Below are 13,412 nucleotides of genomic sequence, written 5' to 3'. Positions count from 1 at the left end.
CAGTGTTGATGTGCAGTGCGGACACGGAGCCTGTCGCCGGCCGGCAGGGCTGTCTAGCCGATAAACGAATCCGCGGCCGGCGCGATCATGCTGCAATGCGGGAGCACCGAGCCGGCTGATTGCTGCCCAATGCCACCGCAGCCGCCTGCGCTCAGATCGGGCAGTTTGCGCGACGAAACAGCGTTCCCCTTTGCCGGCGAATGCTCTAGGCTCGCCAATATTTTAGACCTCAAACAACTCCGGACGGCCGGCGTGACTGCTGTTGGCAACGAGGTTTCGGCAAGGCTCAAGGATTTTGCGCGCGTTGCGACGGCGCGCGTCGACGACGCGGCCGAAGCGATCGGCCGCATCTTCTGTCCGCACGATCTGACGCCGGTCGATCATTCCGAACGCGATTTCTCCGCGCACCACAATTGCGCCGGCTTCGATGGCTTCTCGGTTAACTATGTCGCGTATGGCGGATCGGTCGCGATCAATCCCGGTTGCCTCGATCGGTTCTTTCTTTTGCAGATTCCACTGTGCGGATCTGCCTCGGTGCGGACCGCCGCGCGCGAGCTCACCACCGGGCCTCGACACATTGCCTCGCTGCTGTCGCCGACCATTCCGACCGAAATGACGTGGCGCGACGACTGCGCCCAGCTCATCCTGCTGCTCGACCGTAAGCTGGTGGAGCACCGCGCCGCCGCGCTCGGCGGCGTGGCGGTCCGGCCGATCGAGTTCGATCCGGCCGTCGAGCTGAACGGGCCGCTCGGCCAGGCGCTCTCGGCCCGGATCGAGCAACTCGTGACGACGGCCGAGCAACTCGGGACCCGCAAGACTTTGTCCGCGGTAGCGTCGGCCGATTGGCGCGAGTCGTTTCTCAACGTCCTGCTCGATGGCCAGCGCCATAGCCTTAGTTCGGCGATCGATGTCTTCAACGGCCGCACCGAAGCCCAGCCGGCGGCGCTGAAGCGGGTGCGGGCCTATCTGGAAACCCGCGCGACCGAGCCGCTGGATCTCGCCGAGCTCGCGGAGATCGCCGGCACCGGCATCCGCGCGCTGCAACTCGGCTTCCGCCGCCATTTTGGCACCACCGTCTCCGAGATGCTGCTCGATATCCGGCTCGCGCATCTCAACGCGCGCCTCACGACGGCGCGGCCCGGCGAACGCATCGTCGACATTGCCTTCGACCTCGGCTTCACCCATCTGAGCCGGATGGCCAGCGCCTATCGCGCCAAGTTCGGCGAGAGCCCGAAGGCGACCTTGCAGCGGCTGAGCTGAGCCGATCCGCGTGACGATCGGTGGCTAGCGGTGAAACGGCGCCGTCTTTGCCTGTGCCGAAAACTCCGTGATCGGCGGGTCGGTCCGCTTGGCCTGCCGGACCATCTGCACGCTCGTCACCTGCTGCGAACGCTGTGCGTATTTCGATGGCGCGCTGGCGGAGGCGCCGGCGTGGGCGACCGGCGCCAGCAACCCGGTCATCGCAAGAATGCCGATCAGAGTGACAACAGACTTCAGCATCGCACCCTCCAAGAGGCTGAGACACCGAATAGCAATAGGCGTTTCCGAACGACGCCTCTGCCCGGCGTCTCGTTAATGAGGAGCGATGCTGTTCCCAAATCCGCCGAACCGCAACAATAATCATCAGCTGCCGATTTTTTGGACAGCCTGTTGCGTCGATCAAGGAAGCGGCACCCGACAGAATCCGATCAAGAACAATTCGGACACCTATTGGCCCGACCACATCGGGGATTTCGGCCCGCCATAGTAGCGCATGTGATTGCCGGCGGGGCCATCGGTCGCCGGGACTGTCACCTCACTGGCGCAGCCGGCAACCGCGGCGCAAAGACCTGCAACCACGATGCTGCGCAATAACGCCCGCTTGAACCTCGCGACTGTCATACCGTCCTCCTCCCCACTCAGTACTTCGCGACCACCGGCCCGCCGAACTTGTAGTCGAGGCCGAGCGTCACGACCGAGTAGGTGTTGTCGACGGTGTAGGGAATCTGCGCATTCAGCGGCGCCGCTCGCTCGTATCGGCCGAAGTCGTAGTAGCGATACTCGAACTTGCCGATCAGGTTGTTGGTGATCGCATAAGCGAGGCCGCCGCCCGCGGTCAGGCCGCTGCGATTGGCCGAGAACTGATCGATGCCGAACACCGGGTCGGTGTTGGTGTGCTGGAATTCGCCATAGGCCCAGCCGCCGGTGAAGAACAGCAGCAAGCGGTCGACGGCAATGCCGCCGCGGGCACGGACCGTGAAGCCGTCGCGCAGGTTGGTCGCATCGACAGATGCGATCGGCAACGTCCCGGCATTGAACTGATCGACATCACTGCCCTTGATGCCGGACCAGAAGCCGTCGGCCTCGACACCGACCACGATGCTGCCGCTCTGCACATTGTAGCCAATCTCGCCGCCGGCGATTCCGCCGGTCGACGAATAGTTGATCGTGTAGTTGGCGGCGCCGGCCGGGCCGAGCGCGTTGTTGAGATTGTGGTTGCCGAACCCGCCGCCGCCGAACACGCCGACATAGAAGCCCGACCAATCATATGCCGGCGCCGCGACCGCAGGCACTTTGGTATAGAGCGGAAGGTCGGCGCCGTGTGCCGGCGAGCCGGCCGCCAGCATCGTCGCGAGCGCCGCGGATGCGAGAAGAATTCGTTTCATGGTGTTCCCCTGTCCCTGGTTGACGCCGCACCCGGCTGGCCTCTGTCGGCCGGGTACGCTCGTGCGTCAGAAGTGAATGATGATGTCCGCCGAGCCGATCAGAGCGAAATTCTTGGTCGGGGCGATGCCGAGATTGGAATTGCCGTTGAACGCATTGGCATCGAGTGACTTGTAGTAGGAGACCTCGGGCCGGATCTCGATCTGCGGCGAGAACCAGTGCTGCCAGCCGATGCCGGTCTCGACATAGCGCGTCTTGACGCCGGTGCGCTGGCCCTGCTTGTCGTCATAGAACTCGATACGATACGAGATGTTGTCGAGCGGCGAGGCCTTGTAGTTCAGGTAGGCGAGATAGGTCTGCACCGACGCCGTGCAGGCGAACACCGCAGCGCTGCTGCACTGGGCGAGACCCGGCGCGTTGAACGGCAGGTATTGCGGCGAGAACGGCGTGCCACCCGCATTGTAGGCGGCCATCGCCGCCGGATTGTTGGCGTTCAGCACGTTGTTCTGGTGCAGATTGTAGGTCTCGAACGAGATGTGCCACTGGTCGTTGAACTTGTGGTACGCGGTCAGGCCGTACCATTGCAGATTGTTGTAGCCCCAGGTGCCGCTGTTGATCGCGTCGGCGACCACGTAGACGCTGTCGTTGCCGGAATCGCTGGTCCAGCGCACGCCGCCGGTGATGCTCGGCACCGCGCCGGGATCCTTCAGCATGGTGGTGCCGGGGAACAGCGGATTGGGGAACGGGTTTGCGATCCTGGCGCCGGCGTTCCACGGCATGGTGTCGCTGCCGACCGACACGCCCAATTGCAGCATCCAGTTCTTGGTGACTGCCAGCGTGCTCTGTAGGCCGGTATTGGTGTAGTTGTCGAACGTATACGTCATCGAATGCGTATACATGTAGTTGTTCGGCGCGAGCTGCGCTTCGATGTCGGGAATCGAGATGAAGCGGCCGAACCGCAGCAGCAGGCCTTCCGCGATCTGCGGAATGAACACCTCGCCATAGGCCATCGGCAGGTCGTAGCCGTAGTTCTTGTTCTGGTTCAGGAGCTGGTTGCTCCACAGGCCGTATGCCGTCGTGTAGCGGTAGTTCTCGCCGTAGATCGGCGCGATGCGGAAGCCCCAGTCGACGTGATCCTTCTGCACCGTATCGGGCAGCCGCTCGATATAGAGCACCGCCTGGTCGAGCTGGACGGTGTTCGGATTGTAGTCATAGGCCGCGGGCGCGTTGCCGCCGCGTACGCTGTTCGAGCTCAGATTGCCGCCGGCATTGATCCAGCCGTAGACCTGGATGTGCGCGTCGTTCATCCACTGTCCCGCAGGCGTGGTGCCGAGCGCCGCCATCAGCGGGCTGTCGATCGAGCTCGGCCGCGTCACGCCGATGCTGGTCGAACCGCCATAGGGCCATTCGGTGAACGGCATCGGCGGCGTGCTCTGCGGCGTCGCAGGCCAATAGTCGCGGCGGCCGGGCGGCGCCTTGGGATCCGAAGGAGCAGCGTCGTGTCCCCACTCCAGCCGGTAGTAGTTCACGAACCGGGTGAAGAAATCGCTGCCGAGATAACCGTCGAGGCAGGAGTAATTCTTGTAGGGATCGCACGTCGACGACGACGGCGCCTTCAACAAAGGTGGATTGGCGTCGGCCGCGTGTGCCGCGTTGAGCAGGCTCACCGCCGCCAACGATACGCCCGCCAAAAACAGTCTCTTCATGATGATGCCCCAAGCTATTGCTACCGACGCTTCGAGCGCTCTCGCGTGTAACGTCTGTGTAATCTTTCGTGGGGCGTTGAGAAAAAGGCGATACGGGTCTCCGCGCGCTTTCATTAAGATAAAATAGCCGGAACGATCATCTTCGCGTCGCGTGCGTGCGGAAGCGTCATTTGCTTACGTGCTTGCTCAAGAACCCGGCGAAAACCGTGACGTTCTGCAAAACTCTCGCGCTGCGCTGCGAGAGATTTGCGGCCAGCTGTGTCATTTCCGCAATAACGGGACCGACGCCGTTCCGAGCCGATGCGCACGCTATTTTATTGCTATGGAAATCGCCGCGCACCTCCATCGAAGATATATGCGGCCCTTCGTTAGTCTCGCCGCACCAAGCGAAATCATTCGCTTCAAGCGAGACGGAGCGCTGCGCATCGTGGCAAACGTTACGAACTGTGCAAACGATGTCGGTCTCAACGAAGAGATCGACGACATCGATCTGAGTTTCCTGCCGGCCGATCTCACGGCGCAGAGCCGCAACCTGATCGAGAGCTATCACGACATCCACGGCTATGCCTGCCTGCCCGACATGCTGTGGCGAGCGCGGCTCGGGCCGTTCATCGAACGCCACCACGAGTTCAGGCAGCGGCTGCGCAAGGCCTCGACGACCCGGAGCGCCAAGAAGTCCAACCAGGGCTTCGCCGAGATCGCGACGGCGATCCTGTCGCTTGAGATATTGGCGAGCAGCTTTGCCGGCTGGACCGCGCTGTATCCGGAGGCCGGCGCACGCGCGCTTGCCGTGCTGAAGCGGCAGCCCGGCGGGTCGCAAACGCCGCTGATGGACTTCTATCTCTACCCGCCGAAATATTTCAGCGCTGCCGCGATCGCCAAGCTGACGCCGCGGGCGAGCCAGACCGGTGAGTTGGGCCTCTACCGTACGTCCAGGCCGGAGCTCGCGGGAGAACGGCTCGCGCTCAACTATGTCGGCGAGATGTTGCAGAAATCGGACGATGCCACCCTGCCCGGCCAGCGCTAGGGCTGCCGCGCGTCGGCTATTACTTTTATATTTCTCGCTCGCTGCAACAACATGGATTTTCTATCCGTTCCTGGGGAATGCTCGGATCGCTGGGTAGTTGGTGACATCGGAGCAGCAACCGACGGCCGATCGTTGAGGATTTCGCGCGGACATGCGCCGTTCTGACGGCCCTGGGCCCGCATTTTCAGCGCTCCCATCGGATGTTGCCGGGGCGGATTTCGTGCGGGCCGGAAGGGCTGCGACGGGGATCTTCCGGTGTCTTTCTCTACGAAGGCAAAATCCTTGATCTATTCGCTGCCCCTGTTTCAACGGCTCGCCGACATCCGCGTGCGCCGCACCGAAGCGGAGATGTTCACGCCCGGCTTCGACCGGGAGCCGCGATCACTCGCATGGACCGACGTCCTGCCCCTGCTGTGGTCGGTCGGATCGATCGCCATCATCACCGCGATCCTGTTCGTGCTCGACGAGCCGATCGCCGCAAACCTGGTGCCGATCGCCTATCTGATCCCGGTGATCTTTGCGGCCACAAAATGGGGCATCTGGTCGGGCACGCTGGCATCGCTGACAGCGATCGCCGCCGCCGACTTCTTCTTTTTCACGCCGCTTTACAGCCTTCGGGTCGACAATCCGCAGGAGGCGATCGACCTGCTGGTATTCCTTGTCGTCGCGCTGGCGAGCAGCAACCTGGCGTCGCGCCTGCGGCAGGAAACCGAACGGTTGCGGCGTCGTGAGCGGGAGATGCAACATCTCTATGAGTTCTCCAAGCGCCTCGCCGCCTGCTTCACCATCTCCGATCTGATCGACGCCGTCAGGCACTATCTGGCGCGCACGCTTGGCCATCGCGCCGCGCTGTACGTGGCATCCGCCGACGGCCATTTCGAGTCCTCGCCGGGATCGGCAGCGGCGCCGCCATCTATCCAGCAGTGCGTGGCGGCGATGACGACGAAGCTCAGTGCGATGGATCGCAGCATCGTCGATGAGGCGACCCAGGACGTATGGCTGCTCCGCGCCATCGGATCGAAGACCGCGGTGCATGGCGTCATCGCGATCAATGCCGGGCGCGGCACGCGCGATGCGATCAACCTGCGCGCACGCCGGATCGAGGCGGTGCTCGAGGAGGTCTCGTGGACGCTGCAACGGCTCGATATCGGCAAGGCGATGGACGACGCCAGGCTGCACTTGCAGGCCGAACTGCTGCGCGACGCCTTCCACGGCACGCTCTCGCACGAGCTATGCTCGCCACTCGCCGCCATCCAAGGATCGGTGAGCGTCATCAGGGATATGCCGGCGACCGCGGCCGACGCCAGGCTGCGCTCGCTGATCGAGGCCGTTTCGGATGAGGTGGTCCGGCTCGACGGCCACATCCGCAATCTCCTGAACGCCACGCGCGTGACGGCCGGCGGACTGACACCGCGCCTCCAATGGTCCGATCCGCGCGACATCGTCGACGCCGCACTCAAGACCCGGGCACGCCGCCTTTTGGCACACCGTATCGAGGTCGGATTCGACGATGATCTCCCGTTGCTCAATGTCGATTCCGGTCTGATCGAGGAGGCCTGCGGCCAGCTGCTGGAAAATGCCGCCAAATACTCGCCATCCGGCTCGACGATTTCTGTGCAGACCAGGCGTGAGCCCGGACGCGTCGTGATATCGATCATCGACCAGGGCGTCGGCGTCACTCCTGATGAACAGCGCGAGCTCGGCCGCAAGTCGTTCCGCAGCCCACGCCACCGGACCAGCGTTCCCGGCTCGGGGCTGGGCTTCTGGATCGCATCGACCTTCATCAACGCGCATGACGGCACCGTGGAAATCGCAAGCCGCGGCCAGGGCCTCGGGACGACGGCATCGATCTTGCTACCGGCACCACGAGCCATGGATCCGGAACTGGTGACGTCAGACGATGAGTAAGCCGCGCAATCTTGTCCTGCTGATCGATGACGAGCCGAAGATCCGGCGCTTCCTGCGCGCCGGTTTCGAGCTGCACGGCTTTTCGGTCGTCGAGGCCGAGAACGCCGCCGACGGCTTGAAGATCGCGACTTTCAACGCCCCCGACCTCGTCATCCTCGATCTCGGCCTCCCCGACCTGCACGGCAGCGAAACGCTGGAACGGCTGCGCTCCTGGTCCAATGTTCCGGTGATCGTGCTCTCGGTCGAGAGCAACGAGGACGAGAAGGTTCGCCTGCTGCAGGCGGGCGCAGACGACTATGTCGTCAAGCCGTTCGGGATGGCCGAGCTGCTGGCGCGCAGCGATGCCGCCTTGCGCCGCTACTTCAAGAGCGCCACCGAGAATCCCGTCGTCGTGGTTGGCCCGCTGTCCGTCGATCTGGTCAGCCGGGCCGTCTCGCTCAACCAGGCCAGGATCAAGCTGACACGCAAGGAGTATCGCCTGCTGCACGTGCTGGCAATCCATGTCGGCCTGGTGGTGACCCACGATCAGCTGCTGAAGGAGATCTGGACCGGCAACCAGCGCGACAACATCCAGTATCTGCGCATCCTGGTGCGCAAGCTCCGCCAGAAGATCGAGGCCGACCCCAATCAGCCTCGCCTGCTGGTGACCGAATCCGGGGTGGGCTATCGGCTGGAGAACCGGCTGGAAACCAGCGTCGCCGGTTGAGCGTTCTGACGTTCACCGCTCGGAATATATAGAATAATAATATATTTCCGGCGCAGAACGCCTTAGCTTGCCCGCCAAAGGGGCAGGCAGTGCAGTTCCTGATTCAACCGTTTCACATTTTCGGGGTCGAAGGTCAGTACTGGATGCTGATCGTGGTCGCGCTCGTGGCAACCTTTGCTTTAGTTGGCTGGAAGACCGGTGGTCGGGGCTGAGCGGTTCGGCGTTCGCGACCTTTCCCGGTCCCGGCCCTGCCCAACCGGCCAGTTTCGCCGCCAGCCGCGACATCCCAGATTGAGGGAAGCCAACGGAGTTTCCCATGACCGAACCAACCAGCTTCGCCTCGCTGTCAACAGCCCTTTCAGAGACCATTGCGCGGGCCGCGCCCGCGGTCGTCTCGGTGCATTCGCATCGCGCGCGCGCCTCCGGCTTTGTCTGGAAGGCGGGCCTGATCGTCACTGCCGACGAGGCGCTGGCCGACGAGGGCGAGGTTGAGATCCAGTTCGCCGACGGCAATCGCAAGGCAGCGACCGTTGCCGGACGCGACCACACCACCGACATCGCGCTGCTGCGCGTCGACGGCAACGCCGCCCCAATCAAGCTGTCGACCGGCGTCCCGGCGTTGGGATCGCTCGCGGTGGTCGTCGCCGCCGACCGTGGCGCGCCGACCGCGCGGCTTGGCATGGTCTCGCGGTCGGGCCCGGCCTGGCGCAGCCTGCGCGGCGGCGAGATCGACGCACGGATCGAGCTCGACATCCGACTGCGGCACAGCCAGCAGGGTGGGCTGGCGCTGAATGCCGCCGGCGAGGCGTTCGGCATGGCCGTGCTCGGGCCGCGCCGCGTGCTGACGATCCCGGCCGCGACCATCGAGCGGGTCGCGGCCCAGCTCGAGACGAGCGGCCGCATCGCGCGCGGATATCTCGGCGTCGGGTTGCAACCGGTCCGGCTCGATGACGGCCTCGGCGCGATGGTGATGAATGTCGACAAGGCCGGCCCCTCGGCCGCCGCCGGCATCCACCAGGGCGATGTCATCATCGCCGTCAACGGGGAGAAACTGTCGGGAGTGCGGGCGCTGTCGCGCGGCCTCGGGCCGCAGAGCGTCGGCAGCATTGTCGAGCTCACCGTGCATCGCGGCGGTGAGCCGATGAACTTCAAGGTGACGGTCGGTGAAAGGCCCGAGACGTGAGTGATGAGCCTGCCTCCGACATCGTGATCGCGATCGAGATCGACGATCCCGTACTGGCCGACCGGCTGGCGACCCTGCTCGGCAGCGTCGCCGGCCTACGACTTGCCGCGCCGGGCGAGCAGCCCGCGGCTGCGATCGTCGCCCGCAACCGCGAGGCCGCAGGCGGCAGCGATTTCGAGCTGACGCCGCGCGAACTCGACGTGCTGGCGCTGCTCGCCGAAGGCGCTTCCAACAAGGTGATCGCGCAGCGGCTCGGGATCTCGGTCCACACCGCCAAATTTCATGTCGGCTCGCTGCTCGACAAGCTCGACGCCACCGGCCGCACCGACGCCGTCGCCCATGCGGCGCGGCGTGGGGTGATCAATTTGTGAAGGTGGGTGAAGGTCTCTCCACAGGTGGGAAGATTGAAGGTCCCTCGCGATATCATCCCCGCGAATGCAGAGATCTTGGCGGGTTGCAGGCGGGGCCCACCACTCGTCGTCCTGGCGAAAGCCAGGAACCATAACCACCGCATTGCATTGTCAAAGCGATCGCGGCCCCAACATCGCGCCACCATGCGCAGTCGGGGTAATGGGGTCCCGGCTTTAGCCAGGACGACGATGAGGATGGTTCTCGATTCAAGATGTCGAACATCGGTATTCAAGACACCAGGCACGCGGTGTCATCGCCCGGCCTGACCGGCTTCGCATTCTCGCGACATGAATCGTCTGAATCCAAATCATTGATTGCGAAAATTCCGTTTCGCGGACGGACGGCTTAGACCAAATGCGTAAGTAGTCGACCGGATACAGATGGCTCCGCCATCTGGCTATGCAGTCATCAGCTCACAAAAAGAAACGGCATGAAGCAGCTGATCTTTCGTCATCGAGACATCGAATACACGCTCACCAACATCGAACCCGACCTTTGGAGTTGGTCGTTCGACATCAACGGCAAGACCAAGCGAGGCACCACGCGCGCGCGGCTCGATCTGCTGGCGCAGCGCCGGGTGTGCATGCTCATCGACCGGGAACTGAAGGGCGCCGGGCGGGACAGGCCGGAAGAACCCGACTGACGCGCGATCCGACTGGATTGAAACATCATCCCGCTTAGGTTCGCTATTGGCGCTTGAACGCTCAGCAAGCGCGCTCCACGTTTGTTGCGGGGATGCCTCAGGACAGCGCGACGACCGCAGCGGCGACGTCGAGCCGGGCGCCGGCATATCGCCTGTCGTCCTGTCCATTCTCTCCGCACCCGACACTCCAGACCGCGGGCCACGACAGGCGCTCGAGCCCGGTCGCCGAAATGGCGGTGCAGGACGTCCAGCGCGTGTCACCGCTGCGTCGCCACAGCACGCCGCCCGGTCCCATGTCCGGGTAGAAGGCGATGTCGAGCGCGAAGTCGCTGTCGGCGCCGAGATCCGGACCGATCCAGTAATGCGGACTGCGCCCGTGCTCACGCCCGAGGATCAGGGTGAGCGTCTGGTTCGGTCCGCGCAATCCGAGCCAGAGCGGCGCGATCATCCCCGGCGCGGGCGTGCACAGCAGCGTTTGCGGCGCGGCGATGTCAGCGGCCGTGCGGCCCGACAGCTTCAACGCAATGACGGTCGCGGGCGCCGGCGTGCCCGACAGAAGGGCGGGACCGGGTCCTCGCGGCAGCGGCGACCGCGCAGCCTGGTCGAGAGACGGCAGCGGCCATGCGAGCTGCTCGCGCACGACGCCTTCGGTATCGAGCACCTGATAGCGCAAGCCGTGCTGATCGAGCGCCGCCTGCACGCAATGCAGATACTCGACGCCTTCGGGCATCCGGTGCGCGGTGCCCGCGCCCGCCGTGCAGATCTGCAAGACGCCGCGATGGACCTGAACGTCGAAGGCGAGGATGTGGCTGCACAGATAGGCGGTCACGTCATGGCGCACCAGGATGTCCCAGAAGCGTTCGCCGTATTCGTGGCCGATCTCGCGCTGATAGGCGCCGCTGTAGCCGTTGATCGGGTAGACCGGATGATGCCCCAGCACGAGCTTGTACCTGGCATCCGCGTGCTGTTCGAGGACCGCTGCCAGCCAGTCGGTCTCGACATGCCCCTCGCCGCCCAGCCCGCTCCACAGCGTGTGCACGAACACCATCACGAGATCGTCGCGGCGGACCCAGTAGGACAGCCCCTCCTGACCAGGTGGCCCGTTGCGCGGCAGCTTCAGCACCTCGCGAAACACTGCCTCGCTCATCGCGTCATAGGTGGTGTGGTTGCCGGTCGTGTGCCACAGCGGCACCACGCGCCGGTCGAGCCAGGCCATTTCGACCCCGAACCAATGCCGCCATTGCGCGCGCAACGCATCGGCATCCGCCGTGAGGCCGATGATCTCGTCGCCGGGGAAGAGAATGAATTCGGGCGCAGGATGCAGCCTGCGGACCACGTCGTTCACCGAAGCGAAGGTGCGTTCATGCAGCGCACCGGGAACGCCCGAGCAGGCATCGGCATAGATCACGAACTGATGGCCCGAGCTTCTCGGCAGCAGAGATCGAATTGGATCACTCATCGGTTGATTGTATCGCGAGGCGGCGCGTCATGCGATGACCATGCCATGATCGGGAGAAGACCACACCGAGACGTGACGTTGCGGAACAGCTGATCTGCCGGCCTGCGCTAGGCGACATCATGCCAAGCTGCTAGCCTTTCGCGCTTCAGATTGCCTTAGTTGAGGGACCGGAGCAAATGGACAACCGTAGTGATGTCTGGCGTGGCGTCGACACCATCAAGCCGCGCTTCATCGAATTGAGCGACCGGGTCTGGGCGATGCCCGAGGTCTGCTACACCGAGGCGCGCTCCTCCGCCGAACATCTGGCCGAGCTGCGCCATCAGGGGTTCCGCATCACCGAGAACATCGCCGACATTCCGACCGCGGTGATGGGCGAATGGGGCGAAGGCGGCCCCGTGATCGCCTTCCTCGGCGAGTATGACGCCCTGCCCGGCCTCAGCCAGGAAGCCGGCATTGCCGAGCATCGCCCGGTCGAAACCGGCGGCCATGGCCATGGCTGCGGCCACAATCTGCTCGGCTCCTCGGCGCTGCTTGCCGCGACCGCCGTGAAGGACTGGCTGGCCGCCAACAAGGTGCCGGGCCGGGTGCGCTATTACGGCTGCCCCGCCGAGGAAGGCGGCGCGGCCAAAGCCTTCATGGTGCGCTGTGGCGCCTTCGAGGACGCCGACATCGCCATCACCTGGCATCCGCACAGCTTCTGGGAAGTCGCTGTGACGCCGTCGCTCGCCAACACCCGCGCCGATTTCATCTTCACCGGGCGGACCTCGCACGCGGCGGCCTCGCCGCATCTCGGCCGCAGCGCGCTCGATGCGGTGGAATTGATGAATGTCGGCGTCAACTACATGCGCGAGCACATGCCGAGCGATGCCCGGGTGCATTACGCCCTGCTCGACACCGGCGGCATCGCGCCCAACGTGGTGCAGGCCCACGCCCGGGTGCGCTATTCGATCCGCGCCCGCGACCTGCCCGGGATGAACGAACTGGTCGAGCGCGTGCACAAGATCGCGCAGGGCGCAGCGCTGATGACCGAGACCAAGGTCGAGATGAAGATCATCTCCGCGGTCTCCAACATCCTGCCCAACACGCCGCTGGAACAGACGCTGCACCGAATCATGGAGGATCTCGGCCCGCCGCACTTCGACGATGCCGACAAGGATTTCGCCGGCAGGATCCGCGCCACCCTGACCGACAAGGACATCGCCTCGGTGTATTACGCGATCGGCATGGAGCCGACCGACCGGCCGCTGGCGGATTTCCTGGTGCCGATCGACGCCAAGCGCAATCCGCTGGTCGGCTCGACCGATGTCGGCGACGTCAGCTGGGTGGTGCCGACCGTGCAGGTCCATGCACCGACGGTTGCAATCGGCACCCCGTTCCACACCTGGCAGGTTGTGGCGCAGGGCAAGACGCCGGCCGCGCACAAGGCGATGGTGCAGGCCGCCAAGGCGATGGCTGGCCTCGGTGTCAAGGCGCTGCTGGAGCCGGAGCTGATCGCCGCCGCCAAGGCCGACCTCAAGAAGCGGACCACAAGAACGCCCTATGTCAGTCCGCTGCCGGCGAATGTTGCACCGCCGTTGGATATGTCGATTGCCTGAGGATCGAAATTGCGTGCCGGACCTGCTCCCGATGGGCAAAGTCCGGCACGCGGGAAAAACCATCTCGGAACAAAGGATAACGAACAAATATTTCGCAGTTTTGAGGTACGCAGAAGCGTCGTTTTGCAGCG

14 protein-coding genes are annotated in these 13,412 nt (G+C 64.3%); 9 read left to right on the top strand and 5 right to left on the bottom strand.

Features of this window, described 5'->3' with window-relative positions; all coding sequences use genetic code 11:
• Window positions 1-252 precede the first annotated feature (252 nt).
• On the top strand, window positions 253-1,260 hold the full coding sequence (locus B2W55_RS31090; RefSeq protein ID WP_024583824.1) for an AraC family transcriptional regulator: 1,008 nt from the start codon (window positions 253-255) through the stop codon (window positions 1,258-1,260).
• Between the two features lie 24 nt (window positions 1,261-1,284).
• Here the strand turns inward: B2W55_RS31090 and B2W55_RS31085 are convergent, their stop codons facing one another.
• The 4 genes from B2W55_RS31085 to B2W55_RS31070 form a co-directional block, all read right to left on the bottom strand.
• Complete coding sequence (locus tag B2W55_RS31085; RefSeq protein WP_024583825.1) at window positions 1,285-1,500, bottom strand: hypothetical protein; 216 nt, start codon at window positions 1,498-1,500, stop codon at window positions 1,285-1,287.
• A 207-nt stretch (window positions 1,501-1,707) separates the two neighbouring features.
• Window positions 1,708-1,881: a hypothetical protein gene (locus tag B2W55_RS31080; RefSeq protein ID WP_157817322.1), complete on the bottom strand. Its 174-nt coding sequence runs from the start codon at window positions 1,879-1,881 to the stop codon at window positions 1,708-1,710.
• A 17-nt stretch (window positions 1,882-1,898) separates the two neighbouring features.
• Complete coding sequence (locus tag B2W55_RS31075) at window positions 1,899-2,645, bottom strand: outer membrane protein (protein ID WP_024583826.1); 747 nt, start codon at window positions 2,643-2,645, stop codon at window positions 1,899-1,901.
• 66 nt (window positions 2,646-2,711) lie between these two features.
• Window positions 2,712-4,349: an outer membrane beta-barrel protein gene (locus B2W55_RS31070; protein WP_029879847.1), complete on the bottom strand. Its 1,638-nt coding sequence runs from the start codon at window positions 4,347-4,349 to the stop codon at window positions 2,712-2,714.
• Between the two features lie 427 nt (window positions 4,350-4,776).
• Here B2W55_RS31070 and B2W55_RS31065 point away from each other — a divergent pair, with 427 nt between their 5' ends.
• The 7 genes from B2W55_RS31065 (at window position 4,777) to B2W55_RS31035 (ending at window position 10,227) form a co-directional block, all read left to right on the top strand.
• Window positions 4,777-5,376, top strand: a complete 600-nt coding sequence (locus B2W55_RS31065; RefSeq protein WP_145987154.1) for a hypothetical protein — start codon at window positions 4,777-4,779, stop codon at window positions 5,374-5,376.
• A gap of 255 nt (window positions 5,377-5,631) precedes the next feature.
• Window positions 5,632-7,284, top strand: coding sequence for a DUF4118 domain-containing protein (locus tag B2W55_RS31060; protein WP_145987153.1), 1,653 nt, complete (start codon window positions 5,632-5,634; stop codon window positions 7,282-7,284).
• On the top strand, window positions 7,277-7,990 hold the full coding sequence (locus tag B2W55_RS31055) for a response regulator (RefSeq protein ID WP_024583830.1): 714 nt from the start codon (window positions 7,277-7,279) through the stop codon (window positions 7,988-7,990). The genes B2W55_RS31060 and B2W55_RS31055 overlap by 8 nt, the downstream gene beginning before the upstream one ends.
• A gap of 89 nt (window positions 7,991-8,079) precedes the next feature.
• A complete protein-coding gene (locus B2W55_RS31050) occupies window positions 8,080-8,202 on the top strand; it encodes a hypothetical protein (RefSeq protein WP_256372049.1) in 123 nt (40 codons plus the stop codon).
• Between the two features lie 104 nt (window positions 8,203-8,306).
• Entirely contained in the window at window positions 8,307-9,173 is an 867-nt protein-coding gene (locus B2W55_RS31045; protein WP_024583831.1) for a S1C family serine protease, read from the top strand.
• Window positions 9,170-9,544 (top strand): response regulator transcription factor, encoded by a 375-nt coding sequence (locus tag B2W55_RS31040; RefSeq protein ID WP_024583832.1) that lies wholly within the window; start codon window positions 9,170-9,172, stop codon window positions 9,542-9,544. The genes B2W55_RS31045 and B2W55_RS31040 overlap by 4 nt, the downstream gene beginning before the upstream one ends.
• A 470-nt stretch (window positions 9,545-10,014) precedes the next feature.
• Window positions 10,015-10,227 carry a hypothetical protein gene (locus tag B2W55_RS31035; RefSeq protein WP_024583833.1) on the top strand — a complete coding sequence of 71 codons (213 nt, stop codon included), beginning with the start codon at window positions 10,015-10,017 and terminating at the stop codon, window positions 10,225-10,227.
• A 97-nt stretch (window positions 10,228-10,324) separates the two neighbouring features.
• On the opposite strand, the gene B2W55_RS31030 is transcribed toward B2W55_RS31035, so the two are convergent.
• The gene (locus B2W55_RS31030) at window positions 10,325-11,563 is read right to left on the bottom strand and encodes a metallophosphoesterase family protein (protein ID WP_371412415.1); all 1,239 of its coding nucleotides are present in this window, start codon (window positions 11,561-11,563) and stop codon (window positions 10,325-10,327) included.
• A 299-nt stretch (window positions 11,564-11,862) separates the two neighbouring features.
• Here B2W55_RS31030 and B2W55_RS31025 point away from each other — a divergent pair, with 299 nt between their 5' ends.
• The gene (locus tag B2W55_RS31025) at window positions 11,863-13,281 is read left to right on the top strand and encodes a M20 family metallopeptidase (RefSeq protein ID WP_024583835.1); all 1,419 of its coding nucleotides are present in this window, start codon (window positions 11,863-11,865) and stop codon (window positions 13,279-13,281) included.
• The last annotated feature ends 131 nt before the right edge of the window (window positions 13,282-13,412 follow it).

The sequence above is a fragment of the Bradyrhizobium sp. UBA2491 genome (assembly GCF_002341725.1).
Classification (GTDB): Bacteria; Pseudomonadota; Alphaproteobacteria; order Rhizobiales; family Xanthobacteraceae; genus Bradyrhizobium.
Note: the sequence above shows the minus strand (reverse complement) of the source record. Positions and strands in the feature narration are given on the sequence as shown.